Annotated in this window: 23 protein-coding genes and 1 pseudogene; 5 read left to right on the forward strand and 19 right to left on the reverse strand. The window is 71.4% G+C overall.

Annotation, left to right across the window (positions count from 1 at the left end):
* Nucleotides 1–24: 24 nt before the first annotated feature.
* A complete protein-coding gene (locus V7026_RS05110; RefSeq protein WP_334154263.1) occupies nucleotides 25–1,281 on the forward strand; it encodes a M20/M25/M40 family metallo-hydrolase in 1,257 nt (418 codons plus the stop codon).
* 10 nt (nucleotides 1,282–1,291) lie between these two features.
* Here V7026_RS05110 and V7026_RS05115 read toward each other — a convergent pair whose 3' ends face one another.
* From V7026_RS05115 to V7026_RS05150, 8 genes are all read right to left on the reverse strand, one after another.
* Nucleotides 1,292–2,320, reverse strand: coding sequence for a DUF475 domain-containing protein (locus V7026_RS05115; RefSeq protein WP_334154218.1), 1,029 nt, complete (start codon nucleotides 2,318–2,320; stop codon nucleotides 1,292–1,294).
* Nucleotides 2,317–2,877: a DUF2889 domain-containing protein gene (locus V7026_RS05120; RefSeq protein WP_334154220.1), complete on the reverse strand. Its 561-nt coding sequence runs from the start codon at nucleotides 2,875–2,877 to the stop codon at nucleotides 2,317–2,319. The genes V7026_RS05115 and V7026_RS05120 overlap by 4 nt, the downstream gene beginning before the upstream one ends.
* A gap of 99 nt (nucleotides 2,878–2,976) precedes the next feature.
* Nucleotides 2,977–3,786 (reverse strand): lysophospholipid acyltransferase family protein, encoded by an 810-nt coding sequence (locus V7026_RS05125; protein WP_334154222.1) that lies wholly within the window; start codon nucleotides 3,784–3,786, stop codon nucleotides 2,977–2,979.
* Nucleotides 3,761–5,092 carry a dihydroorotase gene (locus V7026_RS05130; RefSeq protein WP_334154224.1) on the reverse strand — a complete coding sequence of 444 codons (1,332 nt, stop codon included), beginning with the start codon at nucleotides 5,090–5,092 and terminating at the stop codon, nucleotides 3,761–3,763. Before V7026_RS05130 ends, V7026_RS05125 begins: the two co-directional genes overlap by 26 nt.
* On the reverse strand, nucleotides 5,089–6,042 hold the full coding sequence (locus V7026_RS05135) for an aspartate carbamoyltransferase catalytic subunit (protein WP_068606570.1): 954 nt from the start codon (nucleotides 6,040–6,042) through the stop codon (nucleotides 5,089–5,091). The genes V7026_RS05130 and V7026_RS05135 overlap by 4 nt, the downstream gene beginning before the upstream one ends.
* An 18-nt stretch (nucleotides 6,043–6,060) precedes the next feature.
* The gene (gene pyrR, locus V7026_RS05140) at nucleotides 6,061–6,618 is read right to left on the reverse strand and encodes a bifunctional pyr operon transcriptional regulator/uracil phosphoribosyltransferase PyrR (protein ID WP_334154227.1); all 558 of its coding nucleotides are present in this window, start codon (nucleotides 6,616–6,618) and stop codon (nucleotides 6,061–6,063) included.
* Nucleotides 6,615–7,025 carry a Holliday junction resolvase RuvX gene (ruvX, locus tag V7026_RS05145; RefSeq protein ID WP_334154230.1) on the reverse strand — a complete coding sequence of 137 codons (411 nt, stop codon included), beginning with the start codon at nucleotides 7,023–7,025 and terminating at the stop codon, nucleotides 6,615–6,617. Before ruvX ends, pyrR begins: the two co-directional genes overlap by 4 nt.
* Nucleotides 7,022–7,762: a YqgE/AlgH family protein gene (locus V7026_RS05150; RefSeq protein WP_334154232.1), complete on the reverse strand. Its 741-nt coding sequence runs from the start codon at nucleotides 7,760–7,762 to the stop codon at nucleotides 7,022–7,024. Before V7026_RS05150 ends, ruvX begins: the two co-directional genes overlap by 4 nt.
* Nucleotides 7,763–7,786: 24 nt before the next feature.
* Between V7026_RS05150 and V7026_RS05155 the strand changes: the two genes are divergently transcribed.
* Complete coding sequence (locus V7026_RS05155; protein WP_334154234.1) at nucleotides 7,787–9,283, forward strand: cryptochrome/photolyase family protein; 1,497 nt, start codon at nucleotides 7,787–7,789, stop codon at nucleotides 9,281–9,283.
* On the opposite strand, the gene V7026_RS05160 is transcribed toward V7026_RS05155, so the two are convergent.
* The 7 genes and pseudogenes from V7026_RS05160 to V7026_RS05190 all read right to left on the reverse strand — a co-directional run bounded on the left by V7026_RS05160 (nucleotide 9,270) and on the right by V7026_RS05190 (nucleotide 17,371).
* The gene (locus V7026_RS05160) at nucleotides 9,270–12,797 is read right to left on the reverse strand and encodes an Hpt domain-containing protein (RefSeq protein ID WP_334154236.1); all 3,528 of its coding nucleotides are present in this window, start codon (nucleotides 12,795–12,797) and stop codon (nucleotides 9,270–9,272) included. The genes V7026_RS05155 and V7026_RS05160 overlap by 14 nt on opposite strands.
* 33 nt (nucleotides 12,798–12,830) lie before the next feature.
* The gene (locus V7026_RS05165) at nucleotides 12,831–14,291 is read right to left on the reverse strand and encodes a hypothetical protein (RefSeq protein ID WP_334154239.1); all 1,461 of its coding nucleotides are present in this window, start codon (nucleotides 14,289–14,291) and stop codon (nucleotides 12,831–12,833) included.
* Nucleotides 14,292–14,294: 3 nt separating this feature from the next.
* Nucleotides 14,295–15,314 (reverse strand): annotated as a pseudogene (locus V7026_RS05170) (methyl-accepting chemotaxis protein); the annotation flags it as partial.
* A gap of 469 nt (nucleotides 15,315–15,783) precedes the next feature.
* Nucleotides 15,784–16,362 carry a chemotaxis protein CheW gene (locus V7026_RS05175; RefSeq protein WP_334154241.1) on the reverse strand — a complete coding sequence of 193 codons (579 nt, stop codon included), beginning with the start codon at nucleotides 16,360–16,362 and terminating at the stop codon, nucleotides 15,784–15,786.
* Entirely contained in the window at nucleotides 16,346–16,738 is a 393-nt protein-coding gene (locus tag V7026_RS05180) for a response regulator (protein ID WP_334154243.1), read from the reverse strand. Before V7026_RS05180 ends, V7026_RS05175 begins: the two co-directional genes overlap by 17 nt.
* A gap of 20 nt (nucleotides 16,739–16,758) precedes the next feature.
* Nucleotides 16,759–17,166: a response regulator gene (locus V7026_RS05185; RefSeq protein ID WP_334154245.1), complete on the reverse strand. Its 408-nt coding sequence runs from the start codon at nucleotides 17,164–17,166 to the stop codon at nucleotides 16,759–16,761.
* Nucleotides 17,167–17,194: 28 nt separating this feature from the next.
* Nucleotides 17,195–17,371 (reverse strand): rubredoxin, encoded by a 177-nt coding sequence (locus V7026_RS05190; RefSeq protein WP_082955266.1) that lies wholly within the window; start codon nucleotides 17,369–17,371, stop codon nucleotides 17,195–17,197.
* Between the two features lie 62 nt (nucleotides 17,372–17,433).
* Here V7026_RS05190 and thiD point away from each other — a divergent pair, with 62 nt between their 5' ends.
* Genes thiD through V7026_RS05205 form a run of 3 tightly spaced genes read left to right on the forward strand, consistent with a single transcriptional unit; the run spans nucleotide 17,434 to nucleotide 20,556 of the window.
* Nucleotides 17,434–18,303: a bifunctional hydroxymethylpyrimidine kinase/phosphomethylpyrimidine kinase gene (gene thiD, locus V7026_RS05195; protein ID WP_334154249.1), complete on the forward strand. Its 870-nt coding sequence runs from the start codon at nucleotides 17,434–17,436 to the stop codon at nucleotides 18,301–18,303.
* Entirely contained in the window at nucleotides 18,300–19,595 is a 1,296-nt protein-coding gene (gene hemL, locus V7026_RS05200) for a glutamate-1-semialdehyde 2,1-aminomutase (RefSeq protein ID WP_334154251.1), read from the forward strand. The genes thiD and hemL overlap by 4 nt, the downstream gene beginning before the upstream one ends.
* Before the next feature lie 7 nt (nucleotides 19,596–19,602).
* Nucleotides 19,603–20,556 carry a cyanophycinase gene (locus tag V7026_RS05205; protein ID WP_334154253.1) on the forward strand — a complete coding sequence of 318 codons (954 nt, stop codon included), beginning with the start codon at nucleotides 19,603–19,605 and terminating at the stop codon, nucleotides 20,554–20,556.
* 13 nt (nucleotides 20,557–20,569) lie between these two features.
* Here the strand turns inward: V7026_RS05205 and trhP are convergent, their stop codons facing one another.
* The 4 genes from trhP to V7026_RS05225 form a co-directional block, all read right to left on the reverse strand.
* Nucleotides 20,570–22,027 (reverse strand): prephenate-dependent tRNA uridine(34) hydroxylase TrhP, encoded by a 1,458-nt coding sequence (gene trhP, locus V7026_RS05210; RefSeq protein ID WP_334154255.1) that lies wholly within the window; start codon nucleotides 22,025–22,027, stop codon nucleotides 20,570–20,572.
* Between the two features lie 87 nt (nucleotides 22,028–22,114).
* The gene (gene acnB, locus V7026_RS05215; protein ID WP_334154257.1) at nucleotides 22,115–24,709 is read right to left on the reverse strand and encodes a bifunctional aconitate hydratase 2/2-methylisocitrate dehydratase; all 2,595 of its coding nucleotides are present in this window, start codon (nucleotides 24,707–24,709) and stop codon (nucleotides 22,115–22,117) included.
* Nucleotides 24,710–24,735: 26 nt separating this feature from the next.
* Complete coding sequence (locus V7026_RS05220; RefSeq protein ID WP_334154259.1) at nucleotides 24,736–25,749, reverse strand: HpcH/HpaI aldolase/citrate lyase family protein; 1,014 nt, start codon at nucleotides 25,747–25,749, stop codon at nucleotides 24,736–24,738.
* A gap of 17 nt (nucleotides 25,750–25,766) precedes the next feature.
* Nucleotides 25,767–26,753, reverse strand: coding sequence for a malate dehydrogenase (locus V7026_RS05225; protein WP_334154261.1), 987 nt, complete (start codon nucleotides 26,751–26,753; stop codon nucleotides 25,767–25,769).
* Nucleotides 26,754–26,895 lie beyond the last annotated feature (142 nt).

Below are 26,895 nucleotides of genomic sequence, written 5' to 3' on the forward strand. Positions count from 1 at the left end.
CCCCACTGCCATGACCCACCCCCCGTGGACTACGCTGCGCTGGACGCCTGGATCGATGCGCACTTCGACGAACAGGTGCGCTTTTTGCAAACGCTGGTGCGCGTGCCCACCGACACCCCGCCCGGCGACAACGCCCGCCATGCCGAAGTGACCGCCGCGGCCCTGGAGGCCCTGGGCTGGGCGGTGGAGCGCCACCCGGTACCCGCGGAGGTGGTCCAGGCCGCCGGGCTGACCTCGATCACCAACCTGATCGTGCGCCGGCCCTACGGCGACGGCGAGGCGGCGCGCCACCCGGTGATCGCGCTCAACGCCCACGGCGACGTGGTCCCCCCGGGCGATGGCTGGACGCACGATCCGTATGGCGGCGAGATCGTGGACGGCAAACTCTACGGCCGCGCGGCGGCGGTGAGCAAGAGCGACTTCGCCACCTACGTCTATGCGGTGCGGGCACTGGAGGCCGTCGCCCGCCCGAGGCGCGGCACGGTGGAGCTGCACTTCACCTATGACGAGGAGTTTGGCGGCGAGCTGGGGCCGGGCTGGCTGCTGGAGCGCGGCCTGACCCGCCCCGACCTGATGATGGCCGCCGGCTTCAGCTACCAGGTGGTCACGGCACACAACGGCTGCCTGCAGCTCGAAGTGACGGTGGAGGGCGAGATGGCGCACGCCGCCATCCCCGACACCGGCACGGACGCGCTGCAGGGCGCCGTGCACATTCTGCAGGCGCTCTATCGGCTCAATGCCGAGTACCTGGCGGTGCGCTCGGGGGTGGAGGGCATCACCCACCCGTACTTGAACATCGGCCGCATCGAAGGGGGCACCAACACCAATGTCGTGCCCGGCAAGGTGGTGTTCAAGCTGGACCGCCGCATGATCCCGGAGGAAGACCCGGCCGAGGTGGAAGCCGCGCTGCGCCGCACGATCGCCCAGGCGGCCGCCAGTTTTGCGCCGCCGCGCGGCGGCCGGGCGTTGACGGTGACGGTACGCCGGCTGCTGCTGGCACGCGCCATGCGCCCGCTGCCCGGTGCCCGCCCGCTGGTGCAGGCGCTGCAGCGCCATGCGCAGGCCGTGCTGGGCGAGGCCATCCCCGCCGTCGGCACGCCGCTCTACACCGATGTGCGGCTGTATGTGGAGCGCGGCATCCCCGGCGTGATCTACGGCGCGGGGCCGCGCACGGTGCGCGAGTCCAACGCCAAACGGGCCGACGAGCACCTGGTGCTGGAGGACCTGCGGTGCGCCACCCGGGTCGTGGCGCGTGCGCTGGCCGACCTGCTGGAGGGCTGACGACCAGCCGTCAACCGCTCCGGCGTCGCCGCTCGCGCACCGACGAGGCGACCGCCGCCGCGATGAAGCCCACCCCGATCAGGCCGGTGACCACCTCGGGGACGTGGGCGACGGTGCCCAGGATCATGATCGCCGCCAGCGCGCCGATCGCATAGTGGGCGCCGTGCTCCAGGTAGACATAGGCCTCCAGCGTGCCGCGGTTGACCAGGTACACGGTCATCGAGCGCACGAAGATGGCGCCGATGGCCAGCCCCAGCATGATGATGACGACATCCTTGGTGATGGCAAACGCCCCGATCACCCCGTCGAACGAGAACGAGGCGTCGAGCACCTCCAGATACAAAAAGCTGGCAAATCCCGAGCGGTGCATGGCGGCGACGGCGGCGTCGCCCGCCTCCTCCGACTCGAAGAGCGCACCCACGGCATCCACGGCCAGATAAAGCAGGATGCCCGCGATGCCGGCGACGAACACCCGGGTCTGCTCCGCCTCCGGCACCCACCAGCGGGTGGAAAACACCACCACCAGCGCGATGAAGACGCTGATCTCGTCGAACTTGGCGGCCCGCACCATGCGCCGCTCCAGCGGCCCGAGCCAGTGCGTCTCCTTGTTGCGATCGAACAGGAAATTGAGGAACACCAGCAGCAGGAACATCCCGCCAAAGGCCGAGATGACCGGATAGACCCCCGTGAGCACGCGCGAGTACTCGTCCGGCTGCTGCAGCGCCAGGCGCACCGTCTCACCCCAGCCGATGTCGGCCGACACCGCGACGATGATGATGGGAAACACCAGCCGCATGCCAAAGACCGCGATCAGGATGCCGATGGTGAGGAAGAGCTGCCGCCACAGCGGACTCATGTAGCGCAGCACCCCGGCGTTGACGACCGCGTTGTCGAAGGAGAGGCTCACCTCCAGAATGGCCAGCACCGCGGTCAGCCACAAGGCCGTCCACAGCCCCATGGGGGACTGCAGCCCCCACCACGCCGCCAGCCCCAGGCAGACGGCCGAAAACACCAGCGAAAAACGGAAATCCCGGATCACGAGACGGCCTCCTGCGACGCGCGCGGTCGGTAAAACAAGGGGTAGCGCCGCTGGACGACCGGGCTGTCGAACGCCCAGGTCAGGCACGTGCCCAGGTGCGGCGGGGGGCGCCCGTCGTCCCCCGGCGCAAAGGCATCCGGCGCCCGCGTCTGGAAGGCGGCCGTGGCCAGTTGCACCAGCAAGTCGCGCAGATGGGTGCAGCCGCGCTCGCCCCCCATGCGCTGTTCGATGATCTTGCGCCAGCCGCGCCCCATGCGCTCGCCGATGAGGCCACGCAGGGGCGCCACGGTCTGCGGACACGGCGCGTGCGGATGGGCATCCATCGCGACGGCGATGTCGCGGATGGTCCATGCGTCGTCCAGCGTCACGCGCAGGTGCATGTGGTGGATGGGCTGGCCGGGCGACCAGGCGCCCTCGCCCTCGATTTCGAATCCGTAGGGCTTGACGTCGGTCAGCTCCGCCTCGATGTCCCACAGACCGTCGTCGCGCCGGTAACCGCGGAACTCGACGCGGCGGGTGTGCATGGGCTGGCGGGCAGCAGGGGGTGGCAGTGGCAAGGTGACGGCTCCTTCGGGTACCCGGACGGGTAAAAGCGTGATTGTCCCCCGATTGTCACGAAACGCGCGGCGGGGGTGCTGTCGGTTGGGTGACGGGGGTCAGTCGGCCGGCGGTGGCAGTCCCGCCAGCACGGCGACATGGGCGCGCAAATCGGCAGCCCAGGTGCGGCGGTCGCGCCCGTCCGCCGTTTGGGGCTCCCCCCAACGCAGGTGGACGGCCAGGTCGCTGGCGGTGAGCACGCGCCAGACGGAGGCGAGCAGCGTCGCATCGCCCACATACACCGGGGCGTCGTGGCGGGCGAGGGCATCCGCCGCCGCCCCCATGGGCCGGTAGGCCAGGCCCAAGGGTTGGACCGGGGCGCCCGTGGCCACCGCCGCCTGCAGCAGGTTGGCGTGAAAGGGCAGCACGGAGCGGCCGTCGCTGGTGGTGCCCTCCGGGAACACGGCCAGCACATCGCCCGCCTGCAGCCGCTCGGCCAAGTGGTGCACCACCCGCAGGGCATCGCGCTTGCGGTCGCGCTCGATGAAGAGCGTGCCGGCCCCCGCGACCAGCCGGCCCAACAGGGGCCAGTGCCGCACGTCGGCCTTGGAGACGAAGCGACACGGCCACGCCGCGTCGATCGCCAGGATGTCCAGCCACGACACGTGGTTGGATACGACCAGCAGCGGGCCGCGGGCAGGCGGCGCACCCTCCACCCGCAGCGCTACGCCCAGAATCGCCAACGCACGCGCGGACCACGCCTGGATGCGGGCAGCACGGGCGGCCTCGTCCCACCGCGGAAAATGCCGCCAGACCGTCCACAGCCCGCCAACCACATGGGCGAGCAACCGGGCGCCGCGCCACAGCGCGCGCGCCCCGCGGCCGTGCCGCGTCGCGCCCGGCTCAGGCCACGGCATCGAAGGCGACATGCCCGCCGACCAGCGTGGCCCGCACACTGGCGGGCAGCGCGTAGCCCTCGAACGGCGTGTGGCGGCCCTGGCTGCGCAGCCGGGCGGGGGCCACGCGCCAGGTGGCCAGCGGATCCAGCACGCACACATCGGCCACGCCCCCGACGGCCAGGCGGCCGACGCTGGCCTGCAGGGTCCCCAGCCGCGCGCCCAGCACGCGCGCCGGCCCGGCCGTGAGCACCTCGGCGGCACGGACCGCCGGCACGCCATCCTGCTCGGCCCATTTGAGCGCCAGACCGGCCAGCAACTCCACGGCGGTGGCGCCGGGTTCGGCCTCGGCAAACGGCACCGCCTTGGCATCGGCCGACACGGGATTGTGGTCCGACACCAGCGCGTCAATCGTGCCGTCGGCCAACGCCTGGCGCAGGGCGTCCCGGTCGCGCTGCTGGCGCACCGGCGGCTGCAGGCGCAACCTGGTGTCGTAGTAGCCGATGTCGGTGTCGGTGAGGAGCAGGTTGTGCACGCTGACGTCGGCGGTCACGGGCAGGCCCTCTGCCTTGGCCTGGCGTACCAGGGACACACCGGCCGCGGTACTCAGCCGGCACACATGCAAGCGCACGGGCGGTGTGGCCGCAGCCGCCCCCGACGCGGCGGCCACACCGCGCAGCAGTTCGAACAGCGTGTGCAGCGCGATGACTTCGGACGCCGCCGACACGCCGGACAGGCCCAGACGCGTCGCCAGCGGCCCGCTGGCCATCACGCCTTTGGACAGCCACGGCTCCTCCGGTCGCAGCCACAGCGTGTAGCCAAAGGTGGCCGCGTATTGGAACGCGCGCTGCAGCACCTGGGTGTTGACGATCGGCCGGTCCGCCTGACCAAAGCCCACGCAGCCCCGCTCGGTGAGCTGCACCATCTCGGCCAGCACCTCGCCCTGCAGGCCGCGCGTCAACGCGCCCAGCGGGAACAGCCGCGCGCGGTGCAGCTTTTCGGCGCGCGCCTTGAGCATGTCCACCAGGCCCGGCTCGTCCAGCACGGGGTCGGTGTCGGGCGGGCAGACCAGACTGGTGACCCCACCGGCCACGGCCGCCGCGGTCTCGCTCTCCAGCATGCCGGCGTGTTCCTGACCCGGCTCGCGCAGGCGTACGCTCAGATCGACCAGCCCCGGCAGCACCCAGCAGCCGCTGGCGTCGATCACGCGGTTGGGCGCGAAGTCGGCCGGCGCGCTGCCGATGCCGATGATGCGGCCCGCAGCGATGGCGACGTCGGCCACGCGGTCGGTGCCACTGGCAGGGTCGATGACCCGGCCCTGTCGGATGAGTATCTTCATGCCTCGTTCCCCGCGATGATGCCCATGACCGCCATGCGCACCGCAATGCCGAAGGTGACCTGCGGCAGCACCACGCTCTGCGCGCCGTCCACGACGCTGGAGTCGATCTCCACCCCCCGATTGACGGGGCCGGGGTGCATGACGATGGCGTCCGGCTTGGCCCAGCGCAGCCGCTCCGGCGTCAGACCGAAGCTTTGGTGGAATTCCTGGCTGGAGGGCAGTAACGCGCCGCTCATGCGCTCGTTCTGCAGCCGCAGGGCGATCACCACGTCGCAGTCGCGGATGCCCTCCTCCAGCGAATGGCAGACACGCACACCCAAGTGCGACAAGTCACTGGGCACCAGGGTGCGCGGGCCAACCACCCGCACGTCGGGGCAGCCCAGCGTCGTCAGTGCGTGGATATCAGAGCGCGCCACCCGCGAGTGCAGTACGTCGCCCACGATGGCCACCGAGAGCTGAGTGAAGTCTTTTTTGTAGTGCCGGATGGTGTACATGTCCAGCAACCCCTGCGTCGGGTGTGCGTGGCGGCCGTCGCCGGCATTGATGACATGCACATGCGGCGCGACGTGCTGGGCGATCAGGTAGGGAGCGCCGGATTCGCTGTGGCGCACGACGAAGATGTCGGCCGCCATCGCCGACAGGTTGGCGATGGTGTCCAGCAGCGTCTCGCCCTTGGCGGTGGAGGAGCGCGCGATGTCCAGGTTGAACACATCGGCCGACAGGCGCGTGGCGGCGATCTCGAAGGTCGTGCGGGTGCGCGTGCTGTTTTCGAAAAACAGGTTGAACACGCTCTTGCCGCGCAGCAGCGGCACTTTCTTGACCTCGCGGTCGTTGACGCTGACGAACTGCGCCGCCGTGTCCAGGATCTGCGTCAGGATGGCGCGCGGCAGCCCCTCCGTGGACAGCAGGTGGATCAGCTCGCCATGGCGGTTGAGTTGGGGATTTTTCATGGCAGGGGGCTCCGGGGTTCAGCCCAGTCGGGGGGCGGCGCGGTCCTGCAGTACGAAGCCAAAACGCCCGTCCGGATCTTGAACCAGCTCGAAGGACTGGTGCGCGGGCAGCGGCAGCCGCACGGCCGCGGCGTCGGCGGCCACCGGCAGCTCGCGCCCGCCTCGATCCACCAACACCGCCAGCCGCACGCTGGCTGGCCGGCCGTAGTCGAACAGTTCATTGAGCACCGCGCGCAGGGTGCGCCCGGTGTAGAGCACATCGTCGATCAGCAGCACATGCGCGCCCTCCACCTCGAAAGGCAGGTGGGTCTGTGCGGCCGCCGGGGCCAGTCCGCGCTGGGCGTAGTCGTCGCGGTGCAGCGTGGCGGCAATGACGCCGGGCGCACCGGGCAGGCCCAGCTCGCGGTGCAGCCGGGCGGCCAGCCATGCCCCGCCGGAGACGACGCCCACCAGGTGCGTGGGCTGCGGCCCACCGGCCAGCAGGGTCTGGACGGCTCGGCGCAGCTCGGCATACAGGGCCTCGGCGTCCAACAGCAGGACACCGGCGGCGCCCGCGGCGGCGGGATCGGCGGTCATGGCAGGCTCCTCAAAAATTGTTCCAGGATGATGCAGGCCGCGCCCGCATCGGCATCGTCGGCCCCCAGGGCGTGTGCCTCGGTGCTGCTGTAGCGCTCGTCCACCTCCACCACCGGCAAACCGCTGCGACCGTGCAACTGCCGCGCAAAGCGCCGGGCGCGCAGCGACTGCTCGTGAAGGGTGCCGTCCGGGTGGCAGGGCACCCCCACCACGAGGGCATCGGGCCGCCACTCGCGGATGACGGCCACCAAGCGCTGCCAGCGGGCGTCGCCTTGCGCCTGCACCGTGGGCAACGGCGTGGCCGTGCGGGTGATGGCATTGCCGCTGGCCATGCCCACCCGCCGCTCGCCCCAGTCGAAGGCCAGAAAGGTCTGCGCGCCCGCGGGCACCGCCCCCCAGGTGGTCATGCCCGCCCCGCACCCGGCGCCAGCATCCACGGCTGCACGCCCAGCAAGGCCATGGCGCGCTCGTAGCGCTCCGCCAGCGGCACCTCGAACAGCAGGGCCGGATCGGCCGGCACGGTCAGCCAGGCATTGTCGCCCAGCTCCGACTCCAACTGCCCCTCGCCCCACGAGGCATAGCCCAGCGTGATGAGGATCTGGCGCGGCCCCGCCCCCGCGGAGACGGCCTCCAACACGTCGCGCGACGTGGTCAGCTCCAAACCGCTGCCCGCCACCTTGAGCGACGACGCATAGACCGTGGGGCGCCCGCTGGGCGCAGTCCCCTCCGCGGCGGACGACGCCGGTACATCAGCCGCGGGCGCGGCACCCGCGGCCTGCAGCAACGCCGGCACGGCCGACGCCGGCGCCGGGGTGTCGGCGACTGCGCGGGGTGGCTGCGCCACCATCAGGGGCAGCGGCTCGCCCATGTCCTCGTGCAGCACGAAGCCGCGCTCGGTCTGCAGCGGCCCGCCCCGCAGCACCGGCATCCCCGCCCAGTCCGGACGGCCCAGCGGCAGGTCCAGCCGCTGGAACAAATCGTCGATCGTGATGCCGCTGGGCTTGTTGACGATCAACCCCAGCGCCCCCTTGGACGTGTGCTCGCACACATACACCACGCTGCGGCCGAACAGCTCGTCATTCAACCCGGGCATGGCGATCAAAAAGTGATGCGTCAAGTTGACAGGGGCAGAATCCGAGCTCATGCTGTAAATTTTACGCGTGGCCCCATGAAGCCCTCCCCCCACTACGACACCGGCCTGATGTGGTTTCGCCGTGACCTGCGGGCCGAGGACAACGCCGCGCTCTACCACGCGCTCAAGCACTGTCGCCGGGTGTGGTGTGTGTTCGTATTCGACACGGCGATTTTGCAGCCGCTGCTGGCGCGTGGCCTGGCGGCGGACCGCCGTGTGGAGTTCATCCACGAAAGCCTGATCGACCTGGACGAGCAACTGCGTGCCCTGGGGCGCTCCAACGGGGTGGAGGGAGTGGGGCTGATCGTGCGCCACGGCGCGGCCGCCGAGGTCATCCCGCGCCTGGCGGCCCAGCTCGGCGCGCAAGCGGTGTTTGCCAATCACGACGACGAACCCTATGCCCGCGCGCGCGACGCGCGGGTGCTGGGCGAGCTGGCACACGGGGGGGCGGTGCTGCAGACCTTCAAGGACCATGTGGTCCTCGAGCGGCACGAGGTACTTACGGGCAACGGCCGGCCGTTCACGGTGTTCACGCCGTACCGCAATGCCTGGCTCAAGGCGCTGACCGACTTTCAGCTCAAGGCCTACCCGGTGGAGCGCTACGCCGACGCGCTGGCACGCTGCCCGGCCGATCTGCCGCCGGGCGTGCCGCCACTGGAAAGCCTGGGCTTTGCGCGCACCAATCTGCGCGAGCTGAAGGTGCGCACCGGCAGCCGCGGTGCCCGCGCGCTGCTGGAGGATTTCGCCACCCGCATCGAGCACTACCACCAGGCGCGCGATTTCCCGGCGGTCAAGGGGCCCAGCTACCTGAGCGTGCACCTGCGCTTTGGCACGCTGAGCATTCGGACCGCGGCGGGCCTGGCCCACGGGCTGCACCGACAGGGGCTGGCGGGCGCGACCACTTGGCTGTACGAGCTGATTTGGCGCGACTTCTACCACCAGATCCTGGCCAATTTTCCACAGGTCGGCGAAGGCCGGGCCTTTAAGCCGGAGTACGACGCCATCCGCTGGGAGCGCGGCAAACACGCCGAGGCGCTGTTCGCCGCTTGGCGCGAGGGGCGCACCGGCTACCCGCTGGTCGACGCGGCAATGCACCAGCTCAACCGCACGGGCTACATGCACAACCGCCTGCGCATGGTGGTGGCCAGCTTTTTGACCAAGGACCTGGGGCTGGACTGGCGCTGGGGCGAGCAGTATTTTGCGGATCACCTGATCGACTTTGATCTGGCGGCCAACAACGGCGGCTGGCAGTGGGCGGCCTCCAGCGGCTGCGACGCACAGCCGTACTTTCGCATCTTCAACCCAGTCAACCAGAGCCAGAAGTTCGATCCGCAGGGCAAATTCATCCGCCGCTACCTGCCCGAGCTGGCCGCGCTGCCGACCGCGGCGCTGCACGCGCCCTGGCTGGCCAAGCCGGCCGATCTGCAGGCTGCCGGGGTGGTGCTGGGGCGCGACTATCCCACGCCGATCGTGGACCATGCCCAGGCGCGCGCGCGCACGCTGGAGCGCTACGCCGTGGTCAGGAAGGGCTGAGTCCGCGCCCGCCCGGCGGCGCCAGCCGCGCATAGGCCGCGACGAGCGCGAGCAGCTCGTCCTCGGCATTGGGCTTGCCCAGGTAGTGGTTGACGCCCAGCGATTCGGCGTGGGCGCGGTGCTTGTCGGCCAGGCGGGAGGTGACCATCACCACCGGCAAATCGGTCCAGCGCTGATCGTTGCGCAAGGCCCGCACCAGCTCGAAGCTGTCCATGCGCGGCATCTCGATGTCACATAGCACGACGACCGGCGCCTCCTCGCGCAGGCGCTCCAGCGCCTGAACCCCGTCGCCCGCCAGCGCCACCCGATAGCCGGCGCGGCGCAGCAGGCGCTGGGTGACGCGGCGCACGGTGATGGAGTCGTCCACCACCAGCACCAGTGGGGCCACGGCAGGGGATGACGCACTGCGCGCGGCCTGCCCCACCGGGGGGCGCCCCACGCCGGTGGACCAGCGGCGCGCCCCCTCGCCATACTCGGCCAGCAGCGCCAGCGGATGGTAGATCAGCACCACACCACCGTCGGGCAGCACGCTGGCACCGGCCAGCCCGGGCTGGCGCGCCAGCAACGGCGGCAGCGGGCGCAGCACGACCGTCTGGCGCCCCAGCACGGCGTCCACGCGCAGCGCGACCCGGCGGCCCGCGCTGTGGCACTCCAGCACGGGGATGCCGCGGCGATCGGCACGCGGGGACGGGCGCGGCGACACGCCCAGCAGCGCCCCCAGCCAGAACAAGGGCATCAGCGCCGCCCCCTCGCGCCACTGCCCGGCCAGCTCGGCCGCGGTCAGCTCCGGGCCGTGGACGCGGCGCACCGCCTCCACCCAGGGCACGGGCAGGCCGATCACCCGGTCGTCCACCCGCACCAGCACCACGGCGGTGATCGCCGTCGTCAGCGGGACCACCAGATGCCAGCCGGTCCCGCCCCCGGCAGGCTCGAAGCCCTCGATCCGCCCCCCCTGCGCGAGCAGCTCGCTGTGCACCGCATCCAGGCCGATGCCGCGCCCCGCCCACTCGTCCACCTGGGCCGCGGTGCTGATGCCCGGCGCCAGCGCGCAGCGCACCGCGTCGTCGCGCGTGAACGGCGCATCCGCCGGGTGCAGACCGATCGCCACGGCGCGACGGCGCAAGCCCTCCAGGTCCAGCCCGGCGCCGTCGTCGGTCAACGTCAGACTCAGGTCCTGCCCCTGCACCTGCAACGCGAGGGCAATGCGCCCCGCAGGCGGCTTGCCCACAGCGGCCCGCGCCTCGGGCGACTCGATGCCGTGCACCACCGCATTGCGCAGCAGGTGTTCCAGCACGGGCACCAGCCGTTCGAGCACGGCACGGTCCAGCACCGCGGCACCGCCCTCCAGGTGCCACTCGACGGTGCGGCCGCGGGCCTCGGCGGCCTGCCGCAGGCTGCGGGCCAGGCGCTCGGCCACGCTGTCGAAGGGCACGAGCCGGGCCTCCAGCAGCGCGCGCTGTCCGTCGCGGGCCTGGCGCTCCTGCGCGGCCAGATGCCCCTCGGCAGCGGCCACCGCACGCTGCATCTGGTGCTGCACGGTGGCCACGTCGTCGATGGATTCCGCCAGCAAACGGGTCAGCTCCTGCACGCGGGTGTAGCGGTCCAGCTCCAGGGCATCGAAACCGTCCGGCATGGGGCCCGAGACGCGGGCCGGCGTCTGGGATTCGGTCTGGCGCTGCAGCTCGCGCCATTGCTGGCGCAGCCGCTCAACGTTGGCCGCCATGTCGCGCAGCGAGCGGCGCAGCGCGCCCAGCTCCCCGCCGAGGCGCTGGCGGTTGGCCAGTTGGTCCGTCACGCCGGCGAGCAGCCGCTCGATCAGGTCCGCCCGCACGCGCAGCACCGGCTCGGGTTCCCCCGGCGAGGGGGACGGAGGGGGCGGTGCAGATGCGGAAAGCGGGAACCGCGGGGGCGGGGCAGCGGTTGCAGGTTCGGCGGAGTCGCTGCGGCCCGCCTGTTCGACCTGGGTCATCCAAGCGTCCAGGTCCTGGTGCAGGGCCGGCGGGACGGGGCCGTCGGCGGGCACGGCCAGCACCTGGGTCTCCAGCGCATGCGCCTGCTTGGCCAGAGCCGCCAGACCGGCCAGGCGCGCCCCGCCCTTGGCGGTGTGCAGCAAACGCAGCAGTTCCGCCTGGGCGGCGCCGTCGCCCCGGTGGGCCCACCGGGCCAGCGCGGCCGACACGCGCGGCAGCAGGTCGGCGGCTTCCGCCCGAAAGTCGTCGAGCGCCGCCGGGGCCGCTGGCGTGGCCCCGGTCGGCGCAGGCGGGGGCTCGGACAATGACGGAGACGACGGCCCCTCGGCAGCAGGCGCGACAGACGCCATCGGTGCCGGCGGCCAGTTGGCCAAGGCACCCAAGGTGTCAGCGGCGGGTTCGCGGTAGCAGCCCGCGGCCAGTTGATGCAGCAGCCCGCGCAGCTCGCGGGCGGCACGCGCTACGACGGCCCGATCGTTCGCCGGCAGCGCGGAGCGGGTGGCGGCGCGCAACAGCGCGTCCTCCAGCGCGCGCGCGAGTTCGGCCAGGGGAGCATGCCCAATGGTGGCGGCCTGCCCGGCCAGCGCATGGGCCCGTTCGGCTGCGGTCTGCACGTCGGCGGCGGGGTCGGGGCCGTCCACCCGGTCGGCCCAATCGTCCAGCGTTTGCTCCAGCGCCAAGGAATGCGCATCCGCCTCCTGCAAAAAGACGTGGTACAGCTCCGGATCCAGCACCAGCGGGCCAATGTGGATCGGCGCTGGGATTGGCGCCTGCTCGGGCGGGGCGGGGGGCTGCGCCGCCTCGGGTTCGGCGCTCTGCAGCGCGGCTTCCACCTCGGCAAGGCGACGCGCCTCGTCGGCCGCTGGGCCGCCATGCGCCCACGCATCCAACCACGGCACCAGGCAGGCGTGCGCCGCGGCAACCGCGTCCCGCTCGGCGGGCGCCAGCGGCCGCGCTTCGGCCAGCCAGGTGTTCAGCCGCCGCTCGGCCTGCCAGGCGGCCTCGCCGAGCGCCGTCAGTCCGACCAGCCGCGCGCTGCCCTTGAGCGTGTGAAAAAGCCGCCGCAGCCGCGCCAGGGCCGGCTGATCGCCGGGAGCGGCACGCAGAGCGTCGAGCGCCGTGGCCATGCCGGCCAGCAGGTCGCGCGCCTCGGCCAGAAAGATCGCCCGCTCGTCGGTGTCAGGGTCGTCGGACTCGGCATCGGTGTCGGCCGGGGCCTCGACGCTCGCGTCGTCGGCGGCCGGCTCGGCGCGCACGGCCGTGGCGGCGGCCTGCACCGCGCGCAACACCCCGGCGTCGGCATCGAAGCGGAAGGTCTGCGCCGCCAACGCCGGCTCGCGTTCCCACACGTCGATCCACGCCCCCAGGGCGGCGAGGTTGGCTCCCAGGCGCTCGACCTGCGCCTGTCGCTCGGCCCGGGCGGGCAAGGCCCCCTGCGCCAGCCATCGGGCCACGGTCGTGGCCATCACGGTCAAGGCGTCGGCCACGGCCGGCATGTTCATCAGGGCCGCATGGCCGCGCAGCCGCTGCAGGCGCTGAGGCACCGCCCGCAGGCCGTTCCACGCCGCAGCATCGCCCTATTGCCACAGGGCCTCGAAAGCGGCTTCGAGCGAGGCCAGCTCGTGGCGCCACTCCGCCGCCAGGCGCCGTGCGCCTGCGCGCTCGCTCCAGGCGCGGTAGCGCTCGCTCAGCCACGGTGGCGGTGGAGGCAGTGCCTGCCCTGCCGCCGCGGAACGCAGCCGGTCCGCCAGGGTGCGCAACCGGTCGGCCTGCGCCGGGTCCAGAGGGTCAATGGACTCCAGCTCCGCCTGCAGGCCCAGCAGGGCCAGCACGGGTTCGCTCGACGGTGCGCCGACCGCCTCGGGGTGTGCAGCCCAGGCGCGCCATGCATCGGCCAGGTCCGGCCAGGGATCGGGCCCGTTGGCCAGGGCTTCCGCCAGGGCCGCCACGGCGGCGGCCGGCGGAGCGGTGCCACCCTGGGCATCGGTGGCCTCCCAACGGCGCTGTACATCGGCCGCGGCGGCCTGAACGCAGGCAACGGTGTGCGGGTCCACGGCGCCAAGCACCCGCTGTTCGGGGTCCCACCGCAACGGGGCCTGCCAGCCCATCGCGCGCCACAGCACGGCGGCATGCGGCAGTGCGTCGTCCGGCGCCGGATCGATGCGGGCGGCCAGGTATAGCCACTCGCGTGCGGCGGCGTCCCAGCGAGCCGATGCAGCCCCGTCGGCGCTCGGTGCCCCGTTGGTCCCCTCGGCCACCAGCTGGCGCAGCAGCGCGGCCTGCGCCAGCTTGGCCCACACATCCAGCGGCAGCCGTTGGGCGGCCAGCCCCTCGAACACCGCGGCAGCGATCAGCCAGAACCGCCGCTGTGCCCCATCGTCCACCCCCCGCGAGACGCCACCGGCCAGCCAGGCCAAGGCCGCGGCCGCGCTGGGGCGCCCTTCGCGCAACAGCGGCAGGGCCAGCCGCTCCAGGTGGGTGCGAACGCGCGGCCCAGGCGCGACGGTCGGGCCCCGGGGCGGATCTACCGCCGGCGGCAGAGGCACCGCCCACAGGTCGGCCGGGTGGGCGCGGCCCTGCGCCCACTGCTGCCAATCCCGGTAGGTGGGGAACAGCGCCAGCCCCGGCAGCCCCTGCTGGCGCAGGTGGCGCTGCAGTTGATCGCGCAGCGCCCACACGCCGCGCTCGACCAGCGGTAGGACGGCGGCCTCTGCTGCCAGCGGGCGCTGCACCAGCCGCTCCAACACGGCCTGCAGGGCCGCGACGGTGCGGGCCTCGGCGGGCAGCTCCACCATGTCCAGCGCGCCGGCGGCCTGGTGCAGGGCCTGGACCTGCCAGCGCAGCTCGCTGTCATCCACCGCGGCCAGATCCTCCGCGCGGGAGCGCTCGTGCGCCGCCACATACTGCCGCACCGCGGCGAGGGTGGCGTCCAGCGTGTGCCCCAGCGCCTCCCGAAGCCACGCCAGAGGCCCCGGATCGGCCCCCAGCCCGCCCGCGGTAGCGGGCGGTGATAGCGGGGCGTGGTCGCGCTCGGCCACGTCTCAGCGAATCTTGAAACGGGCCACCGACTGACGCAGCTCGTCCGCCACGCGGGCCAGCTCGCGCACCTGCTGCACCGTGGAGCGCGTTCCCTCGCCGGTCTGCTCAGTGACGCCCAGGATGTGCTGGATGCTGGTCGCAGTCTGCCCGGCCAGCGCCGCCTCGCGACCGGCCGAGCCGGCGATTTGCTCGACCAGCTCTGCCGCCTGCCGCGACAGGCGGTCGATTTCGGCCAGCGCCGCGCCGGCGTTGTCGGACAGCCGCGCACCTTCGACGACCTCGCGCGTCGAGCGCTCCATCGCCAGCACCGCATCCTGCGTGTCGGCCTGAATGGCGCGCACCAGCGCGGCGATCTGGCGCGTCGCGTCCGCGCTGCGCTCGGCCAGCCGCTGCACCTCCTCGGCCACGACCGAAAATCCCCGCCCCGCTTCGCCCGCGCTGGCGGCCTGGATGGCGGCGTTGAGCGCCAGCACATTGGTCTGCTCGGTGATGTCGGCGATCAGATCGGTGATTTCCCCGATCTCCTGCGAGGACTCGCCCAGCCGCTTGATGCGCCGGGCGGTGTCCTGGATCTGCTCGCGGATCGTGCTCATGCCGCCGATGGTCTCCTGCACAGCGCGCGCGCCGGACTCGGCCGCAGCCCGGGCCTGCCGCGCCGCGTCGGCGGACGCCTGGGCCTGCGCGGCCACCTCGGTAATGCGGCCGGACATGTCGAGCACGGACTGGCCGGTTTCGCGGATCTCGCGCAACTGCTCGGTGGACGCGGCCAGCAGTTCGATGGAGGTGTTTTCCACGCGCGCCGTGGTCTCGGCGACGCGCTGCGCGGCGGCCTGCACCTGGGCCACGAGGGTGCGCAGTTCCTCCACGGTGTAGTTGACCGAGTCGGCAATGGCACCGGTGATGTCCTCCGTCACCGACGCCTGCTGGGTCAGATCGCCCTCCGCCACCGCCTGCAGCTCGTTCATCAGGCGCAGGATGGCAGCCTGGGTGGCGTCGTTGACCCGCTTGGCCTCGCGCTGCTGCTCCAGCGCCTGGGTCCGCGTGCGCTCCAGCTCAGCCTCCCGCTGGCGCAACCGGGTCCGCTGCGCGCGCCAGGCCATTGCCAGACCCGCGGCGGCGAGCGCGCCACCCCCCGCGGTCAACGCAGGCCACCACGCGAGCGGCAGCGGTAGCGCGTCGCCCGCAAACGCCGGGGCCATGGCCGACACGGCCATGGCCAGCGTGCCCAGCCCCGCCAGCCACAAGGCCGGCCCGCCGGCACGGCCGGCTTCATGGGGCTCGGTGGGCGCGGCTGCCGTGGCGCGCGGGCGAGCGGCACCGGCCGGGACCGCGGACGGACGGGCGGCCCGGTCCCCGCGCGCGGCGGCGGAGGGACGGGCGTAGGTCGAGTCCCCCAGAGTGGAGCCCGCCTCGCCCAACGTGGAGTCGAGCCCGGACGGCACATCGTCCACGACCGGGGCGTGGGAAGGGGCGACGCGCTGGCGCAGGGCATCAAACATGGTCGGTCCTCGGTGGCGGTGCCCAGGCGGGCTGGTGCAGCCCCGCTGGGGCGATGCGGTCGCGGATCAGGGCGGCGTCCATTTGGGGATACACCCGGCCATCGGCGTCTCGCCAGGCATTGCGCCATGGAACTGACGCAGCCGCCGGTGTCAGGGGTGCGGGGCCGCGCAGCCTTGGCAGCCGGTCCACGCACAGCGCCAGGGGCAAGCCGGTGGCAGGGGCCAGGATCAGCCAATGGGTCGGCGCGGGCCCGTCCGGCCCCACCGCGCCACCGGCTGGCGGCAGACCGAGCGCCTCCACCCAGTCGATGAGGGCGACCACCGCCCCGCGCACACCAGCGACGCCCTGCACCCACGGCCGGGAGTGGGGCAGCGGCTGCACCGGCAGGGGGGGCACGATCTCGCTAGCGTCGCCGAGCGGCAGCAGCACCTCGACGCCCCGCCAACTCAAGGCCATCCAGCCGGGGCGCACCGGCTCGCGCACGGCCGCCGCAAGGCGCCGCGCCAGGTCGGCTTGAAACGCCGACAGGCCATGCGGCCCCTGCGCCGGGTGCTCAGCCGACGCCGCCATCGCCGTCTCCGCCGTCCGCCAGAATCGCCTCGATCTTGTCGAGCAGCACGGCTGGATCGAGCGGCTTGGTGAGATAGTCGCGCGCACCCTGCCGCAGGCCCCAGACGCGGTCGGTCTCTTGCCGCTTGCTGGAGCAGATGACGATGGGCACATCGGCATAGGCCGGGTGGCGGGCAATCGTGCGGGTGAGGGCAAAGCCGTTGGTCCCCGGCATGACCACATCCATCAGAATCAGGTTGGGCCGCTGGGCCTCGAGCGCGCGCCACGCCTGCTCGGCATCGTAGGCGCTGCGCACCTGGTAGCCGTGGCGCGTGAGCAGGTTGCGCAGATAGACCTGCTCGGTGCGCGAATCGTCGACCACCAGGATGTCCTTCACGGCCGCCGCTCCACCGCCCGCTACGGCGCCTCGGCCGCCGCGCTGCAGGGGGCGTAGCGTGCTACCGCCTCCAGCAGCCCCTCGGCCGTGAACGGCTTGGCCAGATGATCGCTAGCGCCGGCCAAGCGGGCGCGCGCGATGTCGAAAACCCCGTCGCGCGAGGACAGCATCACCAACGGCACAGCCGCAAAGCGTGGGTGGCGCTTGATGATGGCGCAGGTCTGGTAGCCGTCCAGCCGTGGCATCAGAATGTCGCAGAACACCAGATCCGGCGCAAAGTCGTGGATCAGCGCCAGGGCCTCGAAGCCGTCGGCCGCCAACAACACTTGGTGCCCCCCGCTGCGCAAGGCGCGCTCGGCGCTGCGCCGCACCGTCAGGCTGTCATCGACCACCAGCACCTTGCGAGTCGTGGCAGGGCGGGTGTCCATGGCCGGTGCAGGCGTCGGGGGTGCGGCGTCAGATCTGCACCATCTCGAAATCTTCCTTGCGCGCGCCGCATTCCGGGCAGGTCCAGTTGACCGGCACGTCCTCCCAGCGGGTGCCCGGCGCGATGCCATGCTCGGGGTCGCCCGCTGCCTCGTCGTAAATCCAGCCGCAGATCAGGCACATCCAGGTACGGTTCGGGGTGGTCATGGCAAGTGGGTCAGACACGTCCAAGTAGAATGATCCCATTGTAGCCACGGCCCCCGCGCCCCATGCCCGAGACACCGACCGCTGCCAGCGAAGCGCCGGCCCGCCCGCCCTGCGTACTGTGCTTCAATGCCAGCGACCCGAGCGGCGCCGGCGGACTGGCGGCCGACCAGACCGCCATCGCCAGTGCGTCGTGCCATGTGCTGCCGGTGGCCACCTGCGTGTGGCTGCGCGACACACGCCACCTGCACGGCCACCATGCGCTGGAGGCCGACTGGATCGACGATCAGGCCCGCGCCGTGCTGGAAGACGTGTCCGTGGCGGCGATCAAGGTCGGCTTTGCCGGCAGCCCGGCCGGGCTGGCCGCCATCGGCGCCATCCTGAGTGATTACGACGAACTGCCCGTGGTCACCTACCTGCCCGAGCTGGCCTGGTGGACCGACGGCGAGCGCGAGGCCTACCTGGAAGCCTGCGAGGCGTTGGTGCTGTCCCAGACCGATGTGCTGGTGGGCAACCACCACACGCTCGCGCGCTGGCTGCTGCCCGATTGGGACGACGAGCGCCCGCCCGGCCCGCGCGACATCGCCCGCGCCGCTGCGGCGCACGGCGTGCCGTACACCCTGGTCACCGGCCAGGCACGCGGCGAGCGCATCGACAGCCACCTGGCCTCGCCAGAAGTCGTGCTCGCCCACGCCGAGTTCGAGCGCATCGACGCCACCTTCATCGGGGCCGGGGACACACTCTCTGCTGCCCTGACCGCGCTGCTGGCACTCGGCAGCGACCTCGCGCAGGCCGGCGCCGAGGCACTGGGCTACCTGGACCAGGCACTGGCCAATGGCTTTCAGCCCGGCATGGGCCATGCCGTGCCCGACCGACTGTTCTGGGCCGATGACGACAGCGCCGACGCCCCGAACGAATCCTCTCCCTCACCATGACCGACCGCAACCCACTTTTGTTCGAACGCGCCAAGGCCGTCATCCCCGGCGGTGTCAACTCGCCGGTGCGCGCCTTCCGCGCCGTCGGCGGCACACCGCGCTTCATCACCCGCGCCGAAGGCCCCTGCTTCTGGGACGCCGACGGGCGGCGCTACATCGATTACATCGGCTCCTGGGGGCCGATGATCCTCGGCCACGGCCACCCGGAAGTCGTCGAGGCGGTGCAGGCCGCCGTGCGCGATGGCTTTTCGTTCGGTGCGCCGACCGAGCGTGAGATCGAGCTGGCCGACGCCCTCATCCGCCTGCTGCCGAGCCTGGAGATGGTGCGGCTGGTCAGCTCCGGCACCGAGGCGGGCATGAGCGCGATCCGCCTGGCGCGCGGCGCCACCGGCCGACCCAAGATCATCAAGTTCGAGGGCTGCTACCACGGCCATGCGGATGCGCTGCTGGTCAAGGCCGGCTCGGGGCTGGCGACGTTTGGCCATCCCACCAGTGCCGGCGTGCCGCCGGAGGTGGTGCAGCACACGCTGGTGCTCGAATACAACAACGTCGCGCAGCTGGAGGCGGCGTTCGCCGAGCACGGAGTGCAGATCGCCGCGCTGATGATCGAGCCGATCGCCGGCAACATGAACTTCGTGCGCGCCAGTGCGCCGTTCATGCGCCGCTGCCGCGAGCTGTGCACGCAGCATGGCGCGCTGCTGGTGTTCGACGAGGTGATGACCGGCTTTCGCGTCGCGCTGGGCGGCGCGCAAAGCCTCTACGCGCGCCTCATCCCGGGCTTCGAGCCGGACATGACGGTGCTGGGCAAGGTCATCGGCGGCGGCATGCCGCTGGCGGCCTTCGGTGGCAAGCGCGCGGTGATGGAGCAACTCGCGCCGCTCGGGCCGGTCTACCAGGCCGGCACGCTGTCGGGCAACCCGGTGGCCACCGCCTGCGGGCTGGCCACGCTGCGCGTCATCCAGCGCCCGGGCTTTTTCGAGCAGCTGGCGGCGCGCACGCGCGCGCTGGTGGCGGGCCTCAAGGCCGAGGCCGACCGCGCCGGCGTGCCGTTCAGCGTCGACAGCGAAGGCGGCATGTTCGGCTTCTTCCTGCTGCCGGAGCTGCCGCAGAACTACGCCCAGGTGATGGCCAGCGACGCGCAGCGTTTCAACCGCTTCTTCCACGGGATGTTGGAGCGCGGCGTCTACTTCGCTCCGGCGCTGTACGAGGCCGGCTTCGTCAGCGCCGCGCACGGCGAGGCCGAGATCGAAGCGACGCTGCAGGCCGCGCGCGCCGTTTTGACCACCCTGTAAGCCACGCATGCCCACCCGTCGCGACTGTGTGGTGGGCCTGGTTGGGGGGCTGGCCGGGCTGCTGGGCCTGCCCGGCGTCGGGCACACCGCCCCGGCGCGCCGCCGCTACGGCCATCTGATCGCGGTCGGCGGGGCCGAGGACCGCCAGCGCGACCGCCTGATCCTGCGCCGTTTCATCGAAGTCAGCGGCGGCCCGCAGGCGCGGCTGCTGCTGCTCACCGCGGCCAGCGGCGACCCGGCCGGCGCCTGGGAGGGCTACCGCGGCGTCTTTGCCGAGCTGGGCGCGCAGCGGGTCGAGCCCATCGACTTCCGCACGGTGGAAGAAGCCAACGACCCGGCGGCGGTGCAGCGCATTCTGGATACCGACGGTGTCTACATCAGCGGCGGGGACCAGCGCCGGTTGATGTCCGTGCTGTGGGAGTCGCAGGCCGCGCGCGCCCTGCACCTGGCCTTCCATTTGCGCGGCTGCTGCATCGGCGGCACCAGCGCGGGGGCGGCGGCGCTGTCGCGGCAAATGCTGGCCATCGGCGAGCCCACGCTGCGGCCATACCGCGACGCGGTTTCGCTCGACATCGGCCTGGGGCTGCTCGCCAGCGCCATTATCGACCAGCATTTCAACGAACGGCACCGCCTCGGACGGCTGCTGTCGGCGCTCGCCTTGCGGCCGGACCTGCTGGGCGTGGGCATTGACGAGGACACGGCGCTGGTGATCGAGCGTGGACGGGCCATCGAAGTCCTGGGCAACGGCGCCGTGACCCTGCTGGACGGCCGGCAAATGCGATCCAACGTGCGCGAGGTGGACCCCGAACAGCCGTTGACGCTGCTGGACGTGCGGGTGCACCTGCTGCCCGCCGGCACGCGCTACGAGGTGGTGGACACCGACCCCGACACGCCCGCCCCGCCACCGGCCCTGCGGCAGGCGCTGGAGCTGCTGGTTCGCCCCGGCCCCATCCGGGGCTGAGGCCCGCGCCCCATCACAGCAAACGGGCCAGCAAGGCCCCGTCGACCGGCGCCCCCAGCGGCACCCAGACGCGCAGCGGGTTGCCGGCGGCGACCTCGATCGCGCGCCCTTCGGCGTCCTGCATCGCCGCCAGCCTCACCACGCGGTTGCCGCGCGGGTGGATGACCTCCAGCCGGTCGCCGACGGCAAAGCGGTTTTTGGTCTCCACCTCGGCCCAACCGTCGGCGCGCACGCCGACGACGTCACCCACATACTGGCTGCGGGTGGGCGCTGAGTGGCCACTGGCGTAATTCTGATAGTCCTGCGCCGGCCGGCGCTCCAGCAAGCCGCTGGTGTAGCCGCGGTTGGACAAGCCATCCAACTCCGCCAGCAGGCTGGGGTCGAACGGGCGGCCCGCCACCGCGTCGTCGATCGCGCGCCGGTACGCCTGCGCGGTGCGCGCCACGTAGTACACGCTCTTGGTGCGGCCCTCGATCTTGAGCGAATCGACGCCGATGCGCACCAGCCGCTCCACATACTCCACTGCGCGCAGGTCGCGGCTGTTGAGGATGTAGGTGCCGTGCTCGTCCTCCATCACCGGCATCGGCTCGCCGGGGCGCGAGGTCTCCTCCAGCAGCCAGACGCGGTCCGCCAGCGGATGGCGCCGCCCGTCGCCGGTGGTTGCCGGCGCCGCGTCCCACTGCGCCTCGGCCAGCGCCTGCTCGCGCCCGAAGTCGAAGTCGGCGCCGAGGCGGCCGGCCACGGCCTCGCCATTCGCACCCGCCGCGCTGTCGCAGCCGGCGCTGCAGCCGGCTGTGGCCAGCGGCTGCACGTCGCCGGCGTCGGTCTGGCCGGCCGCGTGCGTGCGGTAGCCCCAGCGACAGGCGTTGGTGCAGGTGCCCTGGTTGGGGTCGCGCCGGTTGAAGTAGCCGCTCAGCAGGCAGCGCCCGGAATAGGCGATGCACAGCGCGCCGTGCACGAACACCTCCAGCTCCACGTCCGGGCAGGCGTCGCGGATCTGCGCGATCTCCTCCAGGCTCAGCTCGCGGCTCAGGATGATGCGCGTCACCCCGGCGCGCTGCCAGAACTTCACCGCCGCCCAGTTGGTCGTGTTGGCCTGCACCGACAGGTGGATCGGCACCTCCGGCCAGCGGCCGCGTTCCATCTCCTCGCGCGCCAGCATAATCAGGCCCGCATCAGCCATGATCAGGGCATCCGGGCGCAGCGCCACCACCGGCGCGAGATCCCGCAGGTAGGTGCGCACCTTGTCGTTGTGCGCGATCAGGTTGCTGGTGACGAAGAAGCGCTTGCCGCGCGCGTGCGCCTCGGCGATCCCCTGGGCGATCTGCTCCAGGCGAAAGGCGTTGTTGCGCGCGCGCAGCGAGTAGCGCGGCTGGCCGGCGTAGACGGCGTCGGCGCCGAAGTCGAAGGCCGCGCGCAGATGCGCCAGCGAGCCGGCCGGCAGCAGCAGTTCGGGAATGCGCCAAGACATGCGTAATGGTAGCGGCACGCCGCCGAGCAGGGGAAACACGAAAAACGGCCCCCGAGGGGGCCGTCGCGCAGGGCAAACGCCGCGGCTTCAGACCGTCACAGCCTTGGCCGTTTCCGCGTACTCCTCGATCTGGTCGAAGTTCATGTAGCGGTACACCTCGCCGGCCTTCTGGTTGATCACGCCCATCTCGGCGTGGTACTCGGCCGGGGTGGGCAGGCGCCCCAGGCGGGACGCGATGGCCGCCAGCTCGGCCGAGGCCAGGAACACATTGGTGTTCTTGCCCAGGCGGTTGGGGAAGTTACGCGTGCTGGTGGAGACGACCGTCGCGCCCTCACGCACCTGCGCCTGGTTGCCCATGCACAGGCTACAGCCAGGCATCTCGGTGCGCGCACCGGCCGTGCCGAAGGCGGCGTAGTGGCCCTCCTTGATCAGCTCGTTCTGGTCCATCTTGGTCGGCGGCGCCACCCACAGCCGCACCGGGATGTCGCGTTGGCCGTGCAGCAGCTTGGCCGCCGCACGGAAGTGGCCGATGTTGGTCATGCACGAGCCGATGAAGGCCTCATCGATCGGGGTGTTCTGCACCTCGGACAGGAACTTGGCGTCGTCCGGGTCGTTGGGGCAGCACAGGATGGGCTCCTTGATCTCGTTGAGGTCGATCTCGATCACCGCGGCGTATTCGGCGTCGGCGTCGGCCTCCAGCAGCTCCGGCTTGGCCAGCCAGGCCTCCATCGCCTTGATGCGGCGGGCCAGCGTGCGGGCGTCCTGGTAGCCGTCGGCGATCATGTTCTTGAGCAGCACGATGTTGCTCTGCAGGTACTCGATGATCGGCTCCTTGTTGAGCTTGATCGTGCAGCCCGCCGCCGAGCGCTCGGCCGAGGCATCGGACAGCTCGAACGCCTGCTCCACCTTCAGATCGGGCAGGCCCTCGATCTCCAGGATGCGGCCGGAGAAGATGTTCTTCTTGCCCTTCTTCTCCACCGTCAGCAGGCCCTGCTTGATGGCGTAGAGCGGAATCGCGTGCACCAGGTCACGCAGCGTGATGCCAGGCTGCATCTGGCCCTTGAAGCGCACCAGGACGCTTTCGGGCATGTCCAGCGGCATGACGCCGGTGGCGGCGGCGAACGCCACCAGCCCAGAGCCGGCCGGGAAGCTGATGCCGATCGGAAAGCGCGTGTGGCTGTCGCCGCCCGTGCCCACCGTATCCGGCAACAGCATGCGGTTGAGCCACGAGTGGATGACGCCGTCGCCCGGGCGCAGGCTGACGCCGCCGCGGCTGCTGATAAAGGCCGGCAGCTCGCGGTGCATCTTGACATCCACCGGCTTCGGGTAAGCCGCGGTGTGGCAGAACGACTGCAGCACCAGGTCGGCCGAGAAGCCCAGGCAGGCCAAGTCCTTCAGCTCGTCGCGCGTCATCGGGCCGGTGGTATCCTGGCTGCCGACGGTGGTCATCTTCGGCTCGCAGTAGGTGCCGGGGCGGATACCCTTGCCTTGCGGCAGCCCGCAGGCGCGGCCCACCATCTTCTGCGCCAGCGTGTAGCCCTTTCCGGTGTCCACCGGGGCCTTGGGCAGGCGGAAGACGGTGGAGGCCGGCAGACCCAGGAACTCGCGCGCCTTGCCCGTCAGGCCGCGGCCGATGATCAGGTTGATGCGGCCGCCCGCGCGCACCTCGTCCAGCAGCACCTCGCTCTTGAGCTGGAAGGTGGCGATGACCTCACCGTTCTTCTCGATCTTGCCGTCGTAAGGGTAGATGTCGATGACGTCACCGAACTCGATCTTGCTGACGTCCACCTCGATCGGCAGCGAGCCGGAGTCCTCCTGGGTGTTGAAGAAGATCGGCGCGATCTTGCCGCCCAGCGTCACGCCACCGTAGCGCTTGTTGGGCACGAAGGGAATGTCGTGGCCGGTCCACCAAATGACGCTGTTGGTGGCCGACTTGCGGCTGGAGCCGGTGCCGACGACATCGCCGACATAGGCCACCAGGTGGCCCTTTTCCTTGAGCTTTTGCAGCACGCTGATCGGGCCGCGCTTGCCATCCTCGTCCGGCTCGAAAGAGGCATCCGGGCGCTTGTTCTTCAACATCGCCAGCGCGTGCAGTGGGATGTCCGGCCGGCTCCAGGCATCCGGCGCGGGCGAGAGGTCGTCGGTGTTGGTCTCGCCGGGCACCTTGAAGGCCGTGACGGTGATCTTCTGGGGCACCTCCGGGCGCGACAGGAACCACTCCGCATCCGCCCAGCTCTGCATGACGGCGCGCGCGTGCGCGTTGCCGGCCTGCACCTTCTCGGCCACGTCGTGGAAGGCGTCGAACATCAGCAGCGTCTTCTTCAGGCCCTCGGCCGCGATCGGCGCCACCTCGGTGTCGTCGAGCAGGTCGATCAGGGGCTTGACGTTGTAGCCGCCCACCATCGTGCCGAGCAGCTCGGTCGCTTTGGCCTTGCTGATCAACCCGACCTGGATGTCGCCATGGGCCACGGCTGCCAGGAACGACGCCTTGACCTTGGCCGCATCGTCCACCCCGGGGGGCACTCGGTGCGTCAGCAGGTCCAGCAAAAACTGCGGATCCTCGCCCGCGGGCGGGTTCTTGATCAGCTCGATCAGGTCGGCCGTCTGCTGCGCGTTCAGCGGCAGCGGCGGGATGCCCAGCGCGGCGCGCTCGGCCACATGGTCACGATAGGCTTGCAGCATGGTGTGTGCTCCAGTCGGTGGAAATCTCATCGAAAGTGGCCGCGCACCGTCTCGGGCAGCGCCACGCCGGTGGCGTGCGCCCGCTCCAGCACCTGCCAAAAGTAGCGGTAAGACGCGCGGTCGTGCAAATGCCCCTGGTGGGATATCGGCGCCCAATCGGCCGCGGCGGCGCGGTCGATGATCTCGGCGGCCTGCTCGACCTCATCGGGCCGCGGCCGAAACGCCGCGACGATGGGCTCGATCTGGTCGGGGTGGATGCTCCACATGCGCGTGTAGCCAAGGGCTCCGGCGGCGCGCTCGGCGGCGCGCCGCACCGCGTCGCGGTCGCGAAACTCGGTCACCACGCAGTGCGATGGCACCTTCCCGTGCGCGTGCGCGGCGCTGGCGATCTCCAGTTTGGCGCGACAGACCAGCGGGTGCTCGAACTGGCCCTGCACCGTCATCGCCGCGGCGGGAATCGCCCCGCCGTGGGCGGAGACAAAGTCCATCAGCCCGAAGCTCAGCGACGCCACGCGCGGATGCGCGGCGATGTCGAACGCCCGATGCACCGCCGCCGGTGACTCGATCAACACATGCAGCGGCAGCGCGGGCGCGCCGGCCGCATCGACCGCCGCCACGGCGCGCGCCACGTCGGCCACCGACTCGACCTTCGGAACCATCAGGTGCGACAGGCGCGCGCCGACCGCGCCGACGATGGTGGCCACGTCGGCCTCGAACGCCGGATGGTCCACCGGGTGGACCCGCACGCCCACGCGCGGCGGCACCGGCACGGCCCAGTCCAGCCCGCGCACCAGTTCGACCACCAGCGCGGCGTGCTCGGCCTCGCCCCCCACCGGGGCGCCGTCCTCGCAATCCAGTGTGACGTCGAACAAACACGTCCCGTGGCGCGCAGACCACTCGGCCTGCAGGGCCAAGCTCTTGCGCATGCGCGCCTCGACGCCCGCATAGTGGTCGCAGGCGGGCAGCCAGACGGCCCCGGCCTGGGCCCCGAGCAAGACCTCGCGCGGATGGCGCGAGGGGGCCGACGGGGGCGTGGGCATGCGCGCGTCCGTCCCGGTCAGATCAGGTGCGCGACGCCCTGGCGCTCTTCTTCCAGCTCGGCCAGGGTCTTGTTCAGGCACTGCTGGCTGAACTCGTCGATGGGCAGGCCTTCGACCACCGTGTACTCACCGTTGGCGCAGGTGACCGGGAAGCCGAACATCACGTCTTGCGGGATGCCGTACCAGCCCTGCGACGGGATGCCCATGGTGACCCACTTGCCGTTCGTGCCCAGCGCCCAGTCGCGCATGTGGTCGATGGCGGCGTTGGCCGCCGAGGCAGCCGAAGACAGCCCGCGCGCCTCGATGATGGCCGCGCCACGCTTGCCGACGGTGGGCAGGAACACGTTGCGGTTCCAGTCCTCGTCGTTGATCATGGCCTTGACCGACTGGCCCTCGATGGTGGCGAAGCGGTAGTCGGCATACATCGTGGGCGAGTGGTTGCCCCACACGCACAGCTTTTCGATGCTGGAGACGGGCTTGCCGGTCTTGGCGGCGATCTGCGACAGCGCCCGGTTGTGATCCAGGCGCAGCATGGCGGTGAAGTTCTTCGCCGGCAGGTCCGGGGCCGACTTCATGGCGATGTAGGCGTTGGTGTTGGCCGGATTGCCCACCACCAGCACCTTGACGTTGCGCGACGCCACGGCGTTGAGGGCCTTGCCCTGCACCGTGAAGATTTGTGCATTGGCGGCCAGCAGGTCCTTGCGCTCCATGCCGGGGCCGCGCGGACGCGCGCCGACCAGCAGCGCGTAGTCGGTCTCCTTGAACGCGCCCATCGGGTCGCTGTGCGCCTCCATGCCGGCCAGCAGCGGGAAGGCGCAGTCCTCCAGCTCCATCATCACGCCCTTGAGGGCCTTTTGCGCCTTCTCGTCGGGAATCTCGAGCATCTGCAAAATCACCGGCTGGTCCTTGCCCAGCATCTCGCCGGAGGCGATGCGAAACAGCAGCGCATAACCAATCTGGCCGGCGGCACCGGTGACGGCCACGCGGACGGGCTTTTTGCTCATGGAAATCTCCAATGGGGAACGTGGGGATGAACCCCGCGAGTGTACTCTGGTAAACCCGGAGGCGTCAATTTGTCTTATGTCTTATATAAGATATGATTGCGGTCATGAAACCCGACGGCCTTTCCGCCCGCCCCCCATCCCC

The sequence above is a fragment of the Tepidimonas sp. genome, from assembly GCF_036825565.1.
In the GTDB taxonomy this organism is placed as follows: domain Bacteria; phylum Pseudomonadota; class Gammaproteobacteria; order Burkholderiales; family Burkholderiaceae_C; genus Tepidimonas.